Here is a 17,477-nt window from a genome sequence, read left to right as displayed (position 1 = left end):
GGTAGGTGTGTGGTTACTAAAAAAGTGAAGGTGGATGAAAACGCCCTAAAAAGGACGCTTTCAAAATCAGTACAGATTAGTTCATGCCGTACTTTTTAAGCTTCTTACGAAGAGTACCACGGTTGATACCAAGTAAGATCGCAGCGCGAGTCTGGTTGCCGCGTGTGTACGTCATTACTTCTTCTAGTAAAGGTGCTTCAAGCTCTGATAATACTAGCTCATATACATCTTGCACGTCTTGACCATTTAACTGCTTTAAGTAGTGGTGGACAGCTTTTTTAACTGCATCGCGTAGTGGTTGCGGTTTCTCTTGTGACTGAACATGAGCGTTAGTGATAAAAGGAGAAGTCACATTTTGTTCAAACATCTTTATGTCTCTTTCTTAGTTAGCTGCTAGTGTTTCAAAATAGTTTTCTAATGCCTCGATTTGCGCCTCTGGCTCCTCAAGTGCATTGAATACTCGCCTAAATTGACCTTCTTGGTCGTGGGACTGCAAATACCAAGATACATGTTTGCGTGCGATGCGCGCACCCATTGGTTCACCGTAAAACTGATGGAGGTTCACAAGGTGTTCCATCAAAATACCACGCACTTCAGAAATCTCAGGTGCCGGTAAGTGTTTTCCAGTTCGCAAATAATAGTCTATCTCTCGGAAAATCCAAGGACGACCTTGGGCGGCTCGACCAATCATGATGGCATCTGCGCCCGTATAATCCAAAACCTGCTTTGCTTTCTCTGGTGATGTAATGTCACCATTCGCTACAACAGGAATAGAAACCGATTGCTTTATCGCTTTGATAGTGTCGTATTCTGCTTCACCTTTATACATGCATGCACGTGTTCTCCCGTGCACAGCCAGTGATGCAATACGATTGCGCTCGGCTATTTTCGCAATTTCAACACCATTACGGTTATCAGGATCCCATCCTGTCCGGATTTTTAAGGTAACAGGTACATCTACCGCGCCAACCACAGCTTGTACTATTTCCTCAACTAAATCCGGATACTGCAAAAGTGCAGAACCTGCGAGTTTCTTGTTCACTTTTTTGGCTGGGCAACCCATATTAATATCTATGATTTGCGCGCCATTTTTGACATTGAATTGTGCAGCTTGTGCCATAAGTTCAGGATCAGCTCCTGCAATTTGCACCGAACGTATTCCTGATTCACCAGAGTGATCCATGCGGTTCATTGATTTATCAGTTTTCCAAACCTTAGGATTTGATGACAACATTTCCGAAACCGCGAGCCCTGCACCAAGGCGTCGACATAACTGTCTAAATGGTCGGTCGGTTATACCAGCCATTGGAGCTACGATTACATTGTTATCAAGTTGGTAAGGACCAATACGCACTACTATTCATCTGCCTCATTTCAAGGGGCGCTAAGTTTACGGTTTTTTTCGCAAAAATCAAAGGCTATAAATTGAACATAAGTGTTTTTTTTTTGAACTTTTTGGGTTGACTTTTGGTAACAATATGAAGGGCTGTATAAATTGCTGTAATTTTGGTCAAAAAAATTTTGTAAGGTAGGTTTGGGCTTGATTATCGAGCTGTAAAAAAAGCGTAAAGCCTGTTAAGTACAGGCTTTACGCGTAATAGAATACTAACTCAGAAGATGGTTGTTACACTTGTTATGGTTTTGTAATGCCGCTCACTCGTGTCCATTCACCTTCTTGCTTTATTGCATCTAACTCAATATATGGTGCATACACATCGGCAACAGATTGAGCTTGTTCTTCTAAGATCCCTGACATGGCAATTGCACCCTGCGGTTTTAAGAATCCAAGGATAATTTCATGCAATTCTCTAAGTGGTTGAGCGAGGATATTTGCAACAACGATATCGGCTTTAAATTCAGGCTGATTCTCTGGTAAATACACTTCTAGCTGATCAGCGACGCCATTACGCTCTGCATTATCTCGGCTTGCAACAAGGGCTTGAGGGTCGATATCGATACCGATTACACGCTCAGCACCTAGCTTTATGGCTGCAATGCCCAAAATGCCCGACCCACAACCAAAGTCGACCACGGTTTTACCGCTTAAGTCCTGTGCTTCTAACCATTGCAAGCACAGTGACGTAGTTGCGTGAGTACCTGTGCCAAATGCAAGGCCTGGATCTAATAGTACGTTCACAGCATCCGGATCTGGGATATCGCGCCAACTTGGACAGATCCACAAACGCTCACCAAACTTAATCGGGTGGAAGTTATCCATCCATTCTCTTTCCCAGTCTTTGTCTTCCAACTGCTCGACTTTGTATTTAGGCGCCTCAGGCATCTGCTCGGTGAGGTAATCAACAACTGATTGCATATCATGGGTTGCTTCAAATAGGCCTATCACGGTTGTCTCTGGCCACAAAATGACTTCGCCTGGCTTAGGTTCATATACAGGCGTGTTTTGGCCATCAATAAATGTCACCGAAGGGCAGCCAATATCCATTAATAAATCACTGATCAGATCGGCTGTTTCTTTGTTAGCATCAATGCGGATTTGGATCCAAGCCATAATGTTGTTCCTATTAAATATCTTTTTGTCTTTATTGCGCGATAAATGACATATCAGCTCACAGTGGCTTCAACTGTTACTGACAGTGAGCACTTACTTGATTATATATACAATCCGCACATATTTAATTGCAAATAAAAAGGCCGCATGAAGCGGCCTTTTTTAGTATTTTTACTCTTAGCCTTTGACGTCTAAGAAACTCTTCAGTAGATCAGAGCGAGAAGGGTGACGTAGTTTACGCAGTGCCTTCGCTTCAATCTGACGAATACGCTCACGTGTTACGTCAAACTGCTTACCAACCTCTTCAAGCGTATGGTCCGTATTCATATCGATACCAAAACGCATACGCAGTACTTTAGCTTCTCTGGCTGTTAGGCCAGCAAGTACTTCGTTGGTTGCACCGCGCAAGCTTTCCATGGTTGCTGAGTCAATCGGAGATTCAATCGTTGTATCTTCGATGAAATCACCAAGATGTGAATCTTCATCATCACCGATTGGCGTCTCCATAGAGATTGGCTCTTTAGCTATTTTAAGCACCTTGCGGATCTTGTCTTCAGGCATCATCATGCGCTCGGCCAACTCTTCAGGGCTAGGTTCACGACCCATCTCCTGTAGCATCTGACGAGAAATACGATTAAGTTTATTAATCGTTTCGATCATATGTACTGGAATACGGATTGTTCTAGCTTGGTCAGCAATTGAACGTGTGATTGCTTGTCGGATCCACCAAGTTGCATAAGTTGAGAACTTATAACCACGGCGATATTCGAATTTATCAACCGCTTTCATTAGACCAATGTTACCTTCTTGGATCAGATCCAAGAACTGCAGACCACGGTTGGTATATTTTTTAGCGATTGAAATTACAAGACGTAAGTTTGCTTCAACCATTTCTTTCTTCGCTCTGCGTGCTTTTGCTTCACCGATGCTCATACGACGGTTGATGTCTTTAATACGCTCTACACTTAGACCTGTGCTTTCTTCAATTGCTTTGAGTTTGTTAATACAACGCTCTATTTCAGGCTTAACTTCACGAAGTTTGTCTGAATGTTTGTCGCCAGAAGCGATTTCAGCGTCGATCCAAGCAACGTCTGTTTCATTGTTAGCAAAATGCTTAACGAATGTTTTCTTTGGTAATTTTGCAATCTGAACAGCTTGCTTCATGATGATACGTTCTTGAACACGTACTTTATCCATCATTTCACGCATGTTATTTACCATGCGGTCAAACTGCTTAGGAACTAGTTTAAACTTGCGGAACAACTCACCAATTTCTTTGATAGCAGCTTGTGCATCTGGATGACTACGACCTTTGTCTTCAAAACATTTGCGCGCATTGGTATACAGCGTACGAAGTTCTTCGAAGTGTTCTCGAGCAACTTCAGGATCTGGACCTGACTCGCCTTCTTCAGAATCGTCGTCATCATCGCCATCATCGTCTTCATCATCTAAGTCTTCTTCACTTAGTTCTGAACCAATGTGCGTTGCAGAGATAGTCGCTTCATCGTCTTCTAATGAGTCGAAGAAACCAGTGACGATGTCACTTAAACGCATCTCTTCGGCTTCGTATTTGTCCCACTGTTCTAGCAAATACGTGATTGCTTCAGGGTATTCAGCAACAGAAATCTGTACCTGATTGATACCTTCTTCAATACGTTTTGCAATAAGAATCTCGCCTTCCCGAGTCAGTAGCTCAACGGTGCCCATTTCACGCATATACATGCGCACAGGATCTGTTGTTCTGCCAATTTCTTTTTCTACCGTTGCTAGCGCAGCTGCTGCTGCTTCTGCCGCATCCTCGTCGGTGGTTGTTTCTTGCATCATCAGTTCATCGGCATCTGGGGCTGCTTCAGAAACCTGAATACCCATATCATTGATCATGCTAATGATATCTTCGACTTGATCCGAATCTATGATGTCTTGTGGAAGGTGATCGTTAACTTCTGCAAAAGTTAAGTAACCTTGCTCTTTACCTTTCTGAATCAGAAGTTTGAGTTGTGACTGAGGAGATTGATCCATAGAGATTATTGCTTCCACTCTGATAAAGTTTATACAACGGGCGCCAGCTAAAAACAGCGTTATTTTGGTTGACGCAGTGAATAGAACATTATAACACCAAAAATTAATTTTGACCAGTTCTACGAGAGCCTAAAGCTTGTGTTAATAACGCACATTCCAGTCGTTCGTCGCTATTTAAGCCCTCTGTTTTGTCCTTAATAAGTAAGGTCTCTAAGCGCAGATTTAAACACTGGTCTTCAATAAACTTGAAAGTATGTTTAAATTCTTCTTCTAAAGCCTCTTCATGGATATTGTGTTGCCAAGTTGCGAGCTTTTTTAAAGGTTCATAATCTTGTGTGTCTCTAAACGACTCTAAGATATGTGCGGTGGTGTATTGTGCGTTTTCTAAGCATGTATACTGCAACCTTAAAAATAGCGCCATGCCTGGTAATTGCATGTGAGCGAGATCTGGCAGATAGTCAACACTGTGAGCTAACTGTGGGTGCTGTAACAATAAGCCTATTGCGCGGCGCATTGGGGTGACTTTAAACTTTCTTTCTATATTATGTTGTTTTTTCGGCGTTGATAGCTTTGCCGTCAACTGCTCTCGAGTTCTGCCGATGAGTCTTGCCAATGTCGTCAGTAGAGATTCTTGATAAAATTCGCTGGGGATTTTACTGATCAGTGGCACCGCTTCCGCCAGTAATTTTGCTTTTCCTGCATCGGTGGTGAGATCACACTGTTCAGAAAGTCGGCTGAATAGTACTTTGCTATAGTCATCTGCCGTAGCAAGCCTTTCTTCAAAGCGCTCTTTTCCTTCTTTTTGTACCAAAGAATCAGGATCTTCACCGTCCGGTAAAAATACAAATCCGAGTGATTTACCATCTTTTAGATTTGGTAATGCATGTTCCAGGGCACGCCAAGCAGCATCGCGACCGGCTCGGTCTCCATCATAGCAACAAATTACCTTATCGGTATTTCGAAACAGAGTTTGCATATGCTCTAGTGTGGTTGCAGTACCCAGTGCTGCGACGGCATAATCAATACCATACTCAGATAAGGCAACGACATCCATATAGCCTTCAACAATCAGCACTTGCTCTAATTTTTTATGTGCCTGCTTTGCTTCGTAAAAACCATAGAGTTCAAAGCTTTTGTGGAAAATGCGTGTTTCCGGGGAATTTAAATACTTTGGACCTTGATCTTGGCCCATCACGCGGCCACCAAAGGCGATAACCCGTCCGCGTTTGTCGCGAATAGGGAACATTAATCGGTCACGGAAAAAGTCAAACTGCCTACCAGGTGTTTTTTCACTAGCGAGCTTTAATTCTACTAATTGTTGCTTTTGCGACGGGTTTCGAGCGAGTTTGCCAAGTAATGCATCCCATTCAGGAGGAGCATACCCAATCTGAAATTTACTGACTGTTTGCTCAGACAGTCCACGCCCTTTTACATAAGCCTGTACTTGCGCAGCATTATTATGCGTATTTAATTGCTGTTGGTAAAAACGTGCAGTGTGCATCATTAAGTCATAATCTGACTTTTTTTCTTCAAAACTTCTTTGCGGACCACCTAAGCCTTGTTCTCTTGGGATCTCAAGGTTAAACATACCGGCAAGTTCTTCAATAGCGTCAACAAACTCAAGTTTGTCATATTCCATTAAAAAGGAGATGGCATTACCGTTGGCACCACAACCGAAGCAATGATAGAACTGTTTATCTCTAGAAACTGTAAAAGAAGGAGACTTTTCATTGTGAAAAGGGCAGCAGGCTTGATAATCTTTTCCTGCTTTTTTTAGACCAACACGGCCATCAATAAGCTCGACGATGTCAGTTCTTGCTAATAAATCATCGATAAACTGTCTTGGAATTTTGCCAGCCATAGTTTTCCTAACGCTTATACGAAGAAACCGAGCGCAAGGCTCGGTTTACTAATTTCATACATTTGTATGTGGGTAGTTATGCGCTTAATCTTTGCTTAATTAAACCAGAGATTTTGCCCATGTCAGCGCGACCTTCAGCTTGTGCTTTAATCACACCCATTACTTTACCCATGTCTTGCATACCAGCTGCGCCTGTGTCAGCGATAGCAGCATCGATCATCTCAAGAACTTCTTCCTCAGATAAAGGCTGAGGTAAGAAAGACTCAAGTACTGATATTTCACCAGCCTCGATCTGTGCTAAGTCTTCTCTTCCTGCATCAGTATACTGAGTGAAAGAGTCTTTACGCTGTTTAACCAGTTTAACCAACACTGAGGTGATACCAGCATCGTCTAGCGTTGTCTGGTTATCAATTTCACGTTGCTTGACTTCAGCTAGAGCTGCTCTGATTGCCGTAAGACGTGGTTTGTCTTTGGCTTTCATTGCTTCCTTTTGGGCGTCTTTTAGCGTCGCTAATAAGCTCATATGTACAAGACCAAATGTTAATTAGTATAGTTTAACGCGACGTGCGTTTTCACGAGAAAGCTTTTTCATGTGACGCTTTACAGCTGCTGCTTTCTTACGCTTACGCTCTGCAGTTGGCTTTTCATAGTGCTCGCGACGACGAACTTCAGAAAGGATACCTGCTTTTTCACATGAACGCTTGAAACGACGAAGTGCTACGTCAAACGGTTCGTTTTCTCTTACTTTAATTACTGGCATTAAAAATTCACCTACCTAAATAATGAGCTTGGCTCAAATTGACCGTTAAATGGTCAATTGGTTCAAAAATGGTGCGGTATTGTAAGCCGAAGCGAGACCGCGTGTAAAGATCAAATTATAGCGGATCTGAATAATTGTGTCATGCGTTAATCTCGGTGTGCTTTTTATACGCTTTCTACTGGGCCTCGATTAAAAAGCATGCAAATCACTTGGCCTGCTTTTTTCTCTTTTAACAACTGCCAGTTAGCAGGGAAATTAGGCTGTGCTTCTTTTTCAAATTCAACATAAATTAATGAATCATCATGAAGCCATCCTGCGCTTTCAAGTAGTTCACAGCAAGGAAAAAGTAAGTCTTTTCTAAATGGGGGATCTAGATAAACAATGTCAAAAGTGTGTTGTTCATCATTATTACGCAAGTAATCTAGTGCACTTGTATGGATCACTCGTGCATTATCGAGCGCGAGTGTTTGTATATTTTGTGTAATTTGCGTCGCAGCTGTTTTATCTAATTCTATGAATGTTGCATGCTTAGCAAAACGAGATAATGACTCTAGTCCCAAGCTACCGGAGCCGGCAAAGCAATCTAGTACATTGGCGTCTCGTGTATCAGCCATCAGCCAATTAAATACTGTTTCTTTTACACGATCAGTTGTCGGTCTAAGGCCTTCAACATCTTTTACTGGTAGCTTACGACCTTTAAATTTACCACTGATAATTCGAATATGACCGTCAGTTCGGGCTTGAAGCTTTCTTTTTTTCATATATTTTCGCTATCGAGTATATTGCACTCGATTATAAATTTTTCATCTACTTGGAACATGATACACTAAGCGCATATTATGGCGTTAACTTAGTGATTATAACAATTATCACAAAGTCTTTTGTGTGATTATTAAGGTCTTTGTACTAACCCCAAAGTTTTGGCATGCACAGCTCAATGACGATGCGCGCGATCGCAACGTGGGAAGCTTTGCGCTTAATGGTGGTGATCATAGATACGGTTATGGCTACTAAATCACAATACAAACTTTAATGGTATTAGTTGGTTATGGGAAAGAAAAACAAATTTTTATCTTGGTTGGGGTTTGGTAAATCCGACAAAGAACAGGCAGAACGTGAAGAAGCAGAGCGTCTAGCCAAAGAACAGGCAGAGCGTGAAGAAGCAGAGCGTCTAGCCAAAGAACAGGCAGAGCGTGAAGAAGCAGAGCGTCTAGCCAAAGAACAGGCAGAGCGTGAAGAAGCAGAGCGTCTAGCTAAAGAACAGGCAGAACGTGAAGAAGCAGAGCGTCTAGCCAAAGAACAGGCAGAACGTGAAGAAGCAGAGCGTCTAGGCAAAGAACAGGCAGAACGTGAAGAAGCTGAGCGTTTAGCCAAAGAACAGGCCGAGCGTGAAGAAGCAGAGCGTTTAGCCAAAGAACAGGCAGAGCGCGAAGAAGCAGAGCGTCTAGTCAATGAACAGTCCGATCGTGAAGAAGCTGAACGCCTAGCTAAAGAACAGACAGAGCGTGAAGAAGCAGAGCGTCTAGCCAAAGAACAGGCAGAGCGCGAAGAAGCAGAGCGTCTAGACAAAGAACAAGCAGCACGTGAAGAAGCAGAGCGTCTAGCCAAAGAACAGGCTGAGCGCGAAGAAGCAGAGCGTCTAGCCAAAGAACAGGCAGAGCGCGAAGAAGTAGAGCGTCTAGCCAAAGAACAGGCAGAGCGTGAAGAAGCGGAGCGTCTAGCCAAAGAACAAGCAGAGCGCGAAGAAGCAGAGCGTCTAGCCAAAGAACAGGCAGCGCGCGAAGAAGCAGAGCGTCTAGCCAAAGAACAGGCTGAGCGTGAAGAAGCAGAGCGTCTAGCTAAAGAACAGGCAGAGCGTGAAGAAGCGGAGCGTCTAGCCAAAGAGCAGGCAGCACGTGAAGAAGCAGAGCGTCTAGCCAAAGAGCAGGCAGCACGTGAAGAAGCTGAGCGTCTAGCCAAAGAGCAGGCAGCACGTGAAGAAGCAGAGCGTCTAGCTAAAGAGCAGGCAGAACGAGAAGAAGCAGAGCGTCTAGCTAAAGAACAGGCTGAGCGTGAAGAAGCTGAGCGTTTAGCCAAAGAGCAAGCTGAAGCCGAAAAACCAAAGAAAAAGGGCTTTTTTGCACGCTTAAAGCAAGGGCTTCTTAAAACAAAAGAAAACATCGGCTCAGGCTTCGCGTCTATTTTCCGTGGAAAGAAAATTGATGACGACTTATTTGAAGAGCTTGAGACCCAGTTATTGACCGCTGATCTAGGTGTTGAAACCACCATGAAGCTGATTGATAACCTAACAGATGCCGCTGACCGTAAGCAGCTAAAAGACGGTGACGCACTGTATGAATTGATGAAAAGCGAAATGGCTGAGATCTTAAAAGATGCCGAGCAGCCGCTTGAGATCAATACAGGTAAAAAGCCATATGTGATCCTTATGGTTGGTGTTAATGGTGTAGGTAAAACGACCACAATCGGTAAAATGGCTAAGCAGTTCCAGTCACAAGGTAAGTCTGTGATGCTTGCAGCGGGCGATACTTTCCGAGCTGCTGCTGTGGAACAGTTGCAAGTATGGGGTGAACGTAATGACATCCCTGTTGTTGCGCAGCACACTGGTGCTGATAGTGCGTCAGTTGTATTTGATGCGTTTCAGGCTGCGCAAGCTCGTAATGTAGACGTATTGGTTGCTGATACGGCGGGTCGCTTGCAAAACAAAGATAACTTAATGCAAGAGCTTGAAAAAATTGCACGAGTAATGAAAAAGCTTGACCCAGATGCTCCACATGAAGTGATGCTGACGATTGATGCGGGTACGGGTCAAAATGCCATTAGTCAGGTTAAACTATTTGACCAAGCAGTTGGTTTAACTGGTATCACGTTAACTAAATTAGATGGTACTGCAAAAGGTGGCGTCATTTTCGCCGTTGCTGATCAATTTAAAATTCCAATTCGCTATATCGGTGTTGGTGAAGGCATCGATGACTTGAGAACGTTTAAGAGCGATGATTTTATCGAGGCGCTATTTAGCCAAGATGATGAACAGAAAAGTTAACAGCAAAAAAGCGCCCGATTAGTCGAGGCGCTTTTTCTCTATAAGGACAGCGCATACGCATTTTGTAGGTCGTATATGATTAAATTCGAACAAGTAAGCAAAACTTACCCAGGTGGTCACAGAGCGCTCGAAAAAGTGAGCTTTGAGCTTGGTAAAGGTGAGCTCGCATTTTTAACTGGTCACAGTGGCGCAGGTAAAAGCACCTTGTTAAAGCTGATCAGTTTAATGGAGCGTCCGTCAGCAGGTAGGGTATCTATCAACGATGTTGACCTAAATAGTATCTCGAATCGACAAGTGCCTTTTGTTCGTCGAGACATTGGCATTATTTTCCAGAACCACCGGTTACTTGAGCGTTATAACGTATTTGACAATGTTGCTTTACCCCTCGTTATTGAAGGTACACACCGTAAACACATCACAAAGCGCGTGCATGCTGCGCTAGATAAAGTCGGTTTACTGGACAAAATAAAGTGTCAGCCGAGTACATTATCTGGCGGTGAGCAGCAACGCGTCGGCATTGCCAGAGCAATTGTTAATTCTCCGCCTTTATTATTGGCAGATGAACCAACCGGTAACTTAGACCCTGAATTATCAATGGAAATTTTAACCTTGTTTGAGGATTTTAATCGTCATGGTACATCGGTTTTGATTGCGACCCATGATTTAGGGCTGATAGCGCGTATGAAATATCGTAGCTTAACCTTGGATCATGGCCGGATGCTGCAAGATCCGTTGGCTGTAGATCCTTTAAAAGGTGATTTTTTAGGAGATCCGCTATGAGTTTACTATTTAAAGGTCGAGGCAATCAGGTTAATAGTCAGGATAAGTCGCTCTTTTTAAAACTGTACTTCTTTGTTTTGACGATTTTTCGTCATGGCGTTCATAGCTTAGGTGAAATGTGGCGTACACCAATGGCCTCTATCATGACAATATTGGTACTCGGTTTGAGCTTGACGTTACCAACTACATTATATGTGGTTGTTAAGAACGTCCAAAAAGTCAGTAGTGGCTTTCAAGAAGCGGCGGAGATCTCTTTATTTGTTAAAGAAAGTACTAGTGAACAAGAAACGCAAACGTTAGTAAAACGCTTGGCACTCTATCCTGAAGTTGACTCAGTGAGCTTTATTTCTCAATCCCAAGCGTTAGAAGAGTTCAAGCAAATTTCGGGATTTGGCCAAGCGCTAGATTACTTAGAAGAAAACCCGCTTCCAAGTGTGGTCTTGGTAACACCTACTAAACGCCATCGCGGTGCTGAAAGCGCACAAGTATTACTTGAGAAGTTAGAGAGTGAGCGTGAAGTGGAGTTTGGTAAGCTTGATATTGAGTGGTTAGAGCGGCTAAATGCTTTACTAGGGCTACTGAAAGAGAGTGTTTTTACCGTTGGCCTGTTACTCCTTAGCGCAGTGGTATTGATTATTGGTAACACCATTCGTTTGTCCATTATGGATAAAAAAGAAGAGATCCAAGTTTTGAAACTCGTTGGCGCGACGAATACATTTATTCATACTCCGTTCTTATGGACTGGGATTTGGTATGGTATTGTTGGCGGGTTCGTGGCCTTTATCTGTGTTGTTTTGATGTTGTGGTGGCTAGAGTCCGCTGTGTCACTGGTGGTGGGCGTGTATCAGAGCAGTTTTGTATTAGAGGGGCTAAACATATCAGAACTATTTTCCTTACTCTTATTGGCCATTTCCCTTGGCTTTGTTGGTTCTTATCTTTCGGTGCAAAAGTACATTCGTGAAATTGAACCTGAAAAGGTTTAAATCCATTTTTAGCAGACTGTATTACTTGCAGTCTGCTACTCAATTCTTTTAATGACAAACTCTGTTACATTTTACAGTTTAAAAAGGTCTTTAAAATCAATATCTTGGTTGTTCATTTATTGTTAATAATAAAAAGCTTGATTTTTAGTCTTAAAAAGTAGTAGATTGCAGTTAGCACTCTAAGGGTTAGAGTGCTAAAATACACAAAAGAATTTATCACTGAGGTGAAAAATGAGTAAAGACACATATGCAATGGCGTTAACAGTTGGACAGCAAAGTGCGAGTATCGAAGGATATTTGCAGGCTGTGAGCACGATCCCTATGCTTGACGCTGAAAAGGAACACAAGCTTGCTACACGTCTTCATGAAAATGGCGACCTAGATGCCGCAAAACAGCTCATTATGTCTCACCTCAGATTTGTAGCACATATTGCTAAAAGCTACTCAGGATACGGTTTACCGCAGGCGGATCTTATCCAAGAAGGCAACATTGGCCTAATGAAGGCAGTGAAGCGCTTTAACCCAACTGTCGGTGTGAGATTGGTGTCATTCGCAGTGCATTGGATTAAAGCTGAAATTCATGAGTACGTACTTAAAAACTGGCGCATCGTCAAAGTTGCGACAACAAAAGCACAACGCAAACTGTTTTTTAACCTGCGTAAGAATAAAAAGCGTCTTGGTTGGTTTAATCAAGAAGAGGTGAGCACTGTAGCTTCTGAGCTAGGTGTCAGTGAAAAAGAAGTCCGTGAGATGGAGTCGCGTATGAGCGGCCAAGATATGGGCTTCGATTTAGGGTCTGATGAAGATGAAGGGACGCAAAGCAGCAACTTTTCACCAGTTCAGTATCTCGCTGATTCAAACAGTGACATTGCTGAAGTAATTGAAGAAGAGCAGTATCAGCAGCAGGCACAGAATCGTTTGTTGGCGGCAATGAAGACACTAGATGAGCGTTCTCAGGATATTGTTGCAGCGAGATGGTTAGCTGAAGACAAGGCTACACTGCAAGACTTAGCTGATAAATACAGCGTATCCGCAGAGCGAGTGCGCCAACTTGAGAAGTCTGCCATGAAGAAGCTGCAAGCAGCGATGAGCTAATCGTTAACGCATTCAAGTTTTTTAAATACCGCTCCAGTTATGGGGCGGTATTTTTTTGTGTCATAAAAAATTGAGCTTACAAGTGTACGCTTATTTGATTATAATGCATCGATCAAGTTTTAGGAGCGCTGAGTTTGTTAGCTTTATTACGAATTTTGGCCATGGCCATATTTATTATCTTTAGTTGTATTTTGGGATTGGCACTGTGTATTGTAAGACCATTCCATCGCAACAATGTGCACGTTATCGCCTCTTGGTTTGGCTCTATGGCCAAGGTAATAGGTGTTGAGTTAGTGATAGAAAGAGCACCAGAAGTGGCTGACGTTGGCCCTGCACTGTACGTTGCTAACCACCAGAATAACTATGACTTATTTACCTTGCCAGCTGTAGTACCGCAAAACACAGTGAGTATGGGTAAAAAAAGTCTTAAATGGATCCCATTTTTTGGCCAACTTTATTGGCTATCAGGTAATATCTTAATTGACAGAGCAAATCGCTCTAAAGCGGTGGGTACGTTGGATAAAGCCGTGGAGAAGATCAAGCAAAAAGGCTTATCACTGTGGATGTTTCCTGAAGGGACACGCAGCTATGGACGTGGCCTTTTGCCATTTAAAACAGGTGCTTTCCACGCAGCAAAAAATGCTCAAGTGCCAATTATCCCAGTCTGCATGAGTTCAACGAAAGATAAAATTAAACTAAATCGCTGGAATAACGGCAAAGTCTATATTTCGATGTTGGCACCGATTAAGTTATCAGATGATAGCTCGGCAAGAGAGCATGCGGTGCGCATTCATGCTAAGATGGCCGATAAAATCGCACAATTAGATAAAGGTGAGAAAAGCTGATGGAAAATTGGCAAGAGATCAGTGAAGACATTGTTGAGTCGCTTCTTGAAGATGGCTCTAATCCTGAAAAGCTTTACGAAGTTGAGCATCATTTTGTATGTGAGAACTTTGATAAGCTAGAAGAAGCCGCGCTAGCTGCATTTAAACTCGGTTATGATGTAGAAGAGCCTGCAGAGTTAGAGCTGGAAGATGGCGGAAAAATTTGGGGCTTTGATATTGTCGTTGAGGCTGAATTAAATGCGGAAGTCATTATGGAAGATGTCACAAAGTTAGTGGCAATTGCACAGCAAACTGGCGTTGAGTACGATGGTTGGGGTACTTACTTCCAAGACTAATTCACTCAGTTTGTGAGCCCGCAGAAAGAAATGGACTTCTCTCTAACCTTATTTTCTAATCCTTTATTCTTGTATTTTGATCTTATAGTAGACAATTTTGTCGTAACTATGCATATTATTGCGTTTGATTAAAAAAGCTTCTCCTAGGAACCATGCACGCAACAATTCCCATTAGTGAACTTGTACCAGGTATGTTTGTGGACAGTGTTCATAAATTAAAATCTGATGCAGATATTAAATTAAAGTCACGAGGGATGGTGCGTAATTCGGCGATTATTACTCAGCTAGAGGCTGACGGTGTACTTGAGCTCAATATAGACATCAAGCAAAGCCAGGTGCCTGTGCCTGAGCGTTATATCAAGGCCGACGCTGCTAATACGCCTTTAAAGCCATCACAGGCAAGGGATGAGATAAAAGCTGATGCTGTATCAGATATCGAAGCAGATGCAGAGCCTCAAGCGCTTCTCACCAACTCCGATGGCAATGCTCTGCCCACCGCAGAACTGTTTTCAGCAGCGTTAAATCAATTTGAAATGCAAAATAAGCGGTTGCAGCTGATCTATGGCAATATTTTGGGCGGAGAAGCGCTGCAAATGCATTTGGTGAATGACGTCAGCAAAGAGATTGTCTCCTCTGTAACGCAAAATAGTAACGTCATGGCTATTCTCACCCGCCTTAAAGACAAGCGCGGATTTAGTTGGCGGCATATGATCAACTGCACTATTTTGATGACCATCTTTGCCAAGTACCTTGGCTTGAAACCTCATGTGGTAGAGCAAATGGCCATGGCTGCCATGCTGCACGATATTGGTCGGAGCAAGGTCCCACAGAGTATTCAAGAAAAAGCTACGCCTCTGAGTGACAATGAAACACGTCACATGCAAAGACATGTTGCATACTCGGTTGCTATGGTTAAAGAAGAAAAAGGAATAACGCCTTTGATGATAGACATGATTGTTAATCATCATGAGCGCCTTGATGGCAGTGGCTTTCCTCGAGGTCTTACAGAAGACAAGCTCAGTAAAGCTGCGCGTGTTATGGCCATTGTTGATACCTATGCAACGCTAACATCGGATCAGCCTGGCATGAAAGCCATAGAGCCTGTGCATGCGCTGCGCTTTTTATTATCTAATAAAGACCAGTTTGATGCGGTATTGGTGCAAAAGTTTATCAAGTGTATTGGGATACATCCCGTTGGTACATTAGTAAAGCTGACCAATGATCGCTTGGGACTCGTGATGGCGGGTAACGAGGGCTCGCCGACCTCTCCAATTGTACGTGTTTTTTATAATGTGAAACACATGCATCAAATCACACTGAAAGATGTGGATCTGAGCGCGACAAACGACATTAAAATTGTGTCGAATGTTAGGCCGATTGATTATCAGATTAATTTATCCCGTCTGTTGCAAGAGAACTTGCTTGTTTAGCCTGCTTGCAACGCTTTAGTTTTTGTACTTTGGCTGAGAGTAGCGCGCCTGCAAGGCAGCTCGACATCAATACAATCCAAAGTAAGGTACCTCTTTCGCTATGCAATGCAAAGCAGCAGCAAGCGAGAGCAAACAAGGCTGCAATAATTGCACCTAGCCAATAGTGATTGACTGGATTGTCACATTGTCCTGCACGTTGGCAGGCACAGTAATTTGCTTTACAAAGGCAGTACACGCTGACGCCTGAAAACAGCAGCGCTGCCATAATCAATAACACCATCATGATTATTCTCCTCACTTGAATGGCAAAGAGTATATGTGAAACTCTCACTTGGTTCAATGATATTGAGAATTAGTCTCATTTATAGTTGTGGGTCAGGTGTTTGATTTCTGGTCTGACTTGTCATTAAAAGTAATTAAAAGATGTTATTTTACGAAATTAGTGAGTTAAAAGTGTCAAAGTTGAAGATTTTTAATTCAGATTTCTGTAGTGTGTCGAACCATTAATTTTATTGCAGTTAGAAATTAAGAGGCAAGAATGAACAGAATTATGGTTGCACTGATAGGTGCCGGTGCAATGATCACATCAACGCATAGTTTAGCCGCTGCATTTCAGTTAGCTGAGCAAAATGTATCAGGTTTAGGCAGAGCATACGCGGGTGAGGCCAGTGTCGCAGACGACGCATCAGTGGTTTCTCGCAATCCAGCATTGATGAATAAATTAGATGGCACGCAAATAAGTATTTCCGCGATGTATGTTAAACCGGATGTGAGTTTACAGGGCACAAGCACGAATAATGGTGTGCCAGCATCTGCATTGGATAACAGCAGCATTGCGCCAAGTGCGGTTGTACCAAGTGCGTTTATGACGACTAATATCAATGACAAGTGGTCTATTGGCGGTGGCATGTACTCTCAATTTGGCTTGGCAACAGAGTTTGAAGATGACTATGTTGCTGGCCAAATTGCGGGTGAAACTGAAATTGTGACTATCAATACCGGTATTGCAGCGTCCTATCAAGTCAATGCGCAGTGGAGCATTGCAATGGGACTAAACCATGTCTACGCTGACGCGAAAATCCTTAGAAACCTTGGTGTAAACACATTTGGCGTACCCAATGAAACCGAGGTTGTGAATTTGGAAGGTGACGATACTGGCTTTGGCTGGAACGTTGGCGCTGTGTTTAATATTGACGAAGACAATCGCTTTGGTTTTCACTACCGCAGTGAAACAGACATCACATTTAAAGGCACTTTCAGTAACCAGCTACCAGCAGTCGCGCCTTTCAATGGTACTGGTGGCCAGGCTTTATCTGGTAGCGTTGCAATCACATTACCTGCAATTGCTGAAGTATCTGGTTCTCACAAGTTAGACAAACAAACTGCGCTACATTACAGCATTTTATGGACTGGTTGGAATAGCTTTCAAACGTTAGCGGCCAATGTTGAAAATGTTGGCACTGTGTTCACAAAGGATGAAAACTTCAGTAACTCGTTACGTTACTCAATGGGCGCTGAGCACCAGTGGAACGAAGCGCTTAAGTTGCGTGTAGGTTTTGCATATGATGAGTCACCAGCGGATGAAAATCATATGTCTATCTCTATCCCTGATACAGACCGTATTTGGTACTCATTTGGTGCAGAATATCAGTTAACGGCGAATTCAAGCTTAGATGTTGGTGTGAGTATCATTCGAGGTAAAACGCAGCGCTTTATTGAAAAAGATAATTTTGGTAGCGAATGGGGCTTTAAGTCAAAAGGCCATGCGTCAGTATTTGGTTTGCAATATAACCATACACTTTAACGTTCTACCTAATGTA

The 17,477-nt window shown here is 42.9% G+C and carries 18 protein-coding genes; 9 read left to right on the top strand and 9 right to left on the bottom strand.

The annotated features are described in order from the left end of the window. Positions 1–76: 76 nt before the first annotated feature. The 8 genes from fis to rsmD form a co-directional block, all read right to left on the bottom strand. Positions 77–367, bottom strand: coding sequence for a DNA-binding transcriptional regulator Fis (gene fis / locus AC2CZC_RS03620; RefSeq protein ID WP_010374122.1), 291 nt, complete (start codon positions 365–367; stop codon positions 77–79). Between the two features lie 15 nt (positions 368–382). Continuing rightward, entirely contained in the window at positions 383–1,354 is a 972-nt protein-coding gene (gene dusB / locus AC2CZC_RS03615) for a tRNA dihydrouridine synthase DusB (RefSeq protein ID WP_484583846.1), read from the bottom strand. A 279-nt stretch (positions 1,355–1,633) separates the two neighbouring features. Further along, positions 1,634–2,509 carry a 50S ribosomal protein L11 methyltransferase gene (prmA, locus tag AC2CZC_RS03610; protein ID WP_237135982.1) on the bottom strand — a complete coding sequence of 292 codons (876 nt, stop codon included), beginning with the start codon at positions 2,507–2,509 and terminating at the stop codon, positions 1,634–1,636. A 177-nt stretch (positions 2,510–2,686) separates the two neighbouring features. Then, a complete protein-coding gene (rpoD, locus tag AC2CZC_RS03605) occupies positions 2,687–4,528 on the bottom strand; it encodes an RNA polymerase sigma factor RpoD (protein WP_063361528.1) in 1,842 nt (613 codons plus the stop codon). 103 nt (positions 4,529–4,631) lie between these two features. After that, entirely contained in the window at positions 4,632–6,389 is a 1,758-nt protein-coding gene (gene dnaG / locus AC2CZC_RS03600) for a DNA primase (RefSeq protein ID WP_484583845.1), read from the bottom strand. Between the two features lie 76 nt (positions 6,390–6,465). Beyond that, the gene (locus tag AC2CZC_RS03595) at positions 6,466–6,912 is read right to left on the bottom strand and encodes a GatB/YqeY domain-containing protein (RefSeq protein ID WP_063361530.1); all 447 of its coding nucleotides are present in this window, start codon (positions 6,910–6,912) and stop codon (positions 6,466–6,468) included. Positions 6,913–6,933: 21 nt separating this feature from the next. Then, on the bottom strand, positions 6,934–7,149 hold the full coding sequence (gene rpsU, locus AC2CZC_RS03590) for a 30S ribosomal protein S21 (RefSeq protein ID WP_010362466.1): 216 nt from the start codon (positions 7,147–7,149) through the stop codon (positions 6,934–6,936). A 164-nt stretch (positions 7,150–7,313) separates the two neighbouring features. Next, positions 7,314–7,910 (bottom strand): 16S rRNA (guanine(966)-N(2))-methyltransferase RsmD, encoded by a 597-nt coding sequence (rsmD, locus tag AC2CZC_RS03585; RefSeq protein ID WP_484583844.1) that lies wholly within the window; start codon positions 7,908–7,910, stop codon positions 7,314–7,316. Between the two features lie 124 nt (positions 7,911–8,034). Between rsmD and AC2CZC_RS03580 the strand changes: the two genes are divergently transcribed. From AC2CZC_RS03580 to AC2CZC_RS03545, 8 genes are all read left to right on the top strand, one after another. Then, a complete protein-coding gene (locus tag AC2CZC_RS03580; protein WP_269200115.1) occupies positions 8,035–8,163 on the top strand; it encodes a hypothetical protein in 129 nt (42 codons plus the stop codon). 34 nt (positions 8,164–8,197) lie between these two features. After that, positions 8,198–10,189, top strand: coding sequence for a signal recognition particle-docking protein FtsY (gene ftsY / locus AC2CZC_RS03575; RefSeq protein WP_484583843.1), 1,992 nt, complete (start codon positions 8,198–8,200; stop codon positions 10,187–10,189). A gap of 75 nt (positions 10,190–10,264) precedes the next feature. Continuing rightward, entirely contained in the window at positions 10,265–10,969 is a 705-nt protein-coding gene (gene ftsE / locus AC2CZC_RS03570; protein WP_237135977.1) for a cell division ATP-binding protein FtsE, read from the top strand. Next, a complete protein-coding gene (gene ftsX, locus AC2CZC_RS03565; RefSeq protein ID WP_484583842.1) occupies positions 10,966–11,952 on the top strand; it encodes a permease-like cell division protein FtsX in 987 nt (328 codons plus the stop codon). The genes ftsE and ftsX overlap by 4 nt, the downstream gene beginning before the upstream one ends. A 231-nt stretch (positions 11,953–12,183) precedes the next feature. Next, positions 12,184–13,047 (top strand): RNA polymerase sigma factor RpoH, encoded by an 864-nt coding sequence (gene rpoH / locus AC2CZC_RS03560; protein ID WP_039608340.1) that lies wholly within the window; start codon positions 12,184–12,186, stop codon positions 13,045–13,047. A gap of 134 nt (positions 13,048–13,181) precedes the next feature. After that, on the top strand, positions 13,182–13,892 hold the full coding sequence (locus tag AC2CZC_RS03555; RefSeq protein ID WP_484583841.1) for a 1-acylglycerol-3-phosphate O-acyltransferase: 711 nt from the start codon (positions 13,182–13,184) through the stop codon (positions 13,890–13,892). After that, entirely contained in the window at positions 13,892–14,227 is a 336-nt protein-coding gene (rraB, locus tag AC2CZC_RS03550) for a ribonuclease E inhibitor RraB (protein ID WP_063363162.1), read from the top strand. Before AC2CZC_RS03555 ends, rraB begins: the two co-directional genes overlap by 1 nt. Positions 14,228–14,379: 152 nt before the next feature. After that, a complete protein-coding gene (locus tag AC2CZC_RS03545; protein WP_484583840.1) occupies positions 14,380–15,657 on the top strand; it encodes a cyclic di-GMP phosphodiesterase in 1,278 nt (425 codons plus the stop codon). Here the strand turns inward: AC2CZC_RS03545 and AC2CZC_RS03540 are convergent. Next, positions 15,617–15,940 carry a hypothetical protein gene (locus AC2CZC_RS03540; protein ID WP_063363164.1) on the bottom strand — a complete coding sequence of 108 codons (324 nt, stop codon included), beginning with the start codon at positions 15,938–15,940 and terminating at the stop codon, positions 15,617–15,619. The genes AC2CZC_RS03545 and AC2CZC_RS03540 overlap by 41 nt on opposite strands. A 255-nt stretch (positions 15,941–16,195) precedes the next feature. On the opposite strand from AC2CZC_RS03540, the gene AC2CZC_RS03535 reads away from it, so the two are divergent. Further along, the gene (locus AC2CZC_RS03535; RefSeq protein WP_484583839.1) at positions 16,196–17,461 is read left to right on the top strand and encodes an outer membrane protein transport protein; all 1,266 of its coding nucleotides are present in this window, start codon (positions 16,196–16,198) and stop codon (positions 17,459–17,461) included. Positions 17,462–17,477 lie beyond the last annotated feature (16 nt).

Source organism: Pseudoalteromonas sp. MMG033 (assembly GCF_057197785.1).
This window is presented reverse-complemented; position numbering and strand designations above follow the sequence as displayed.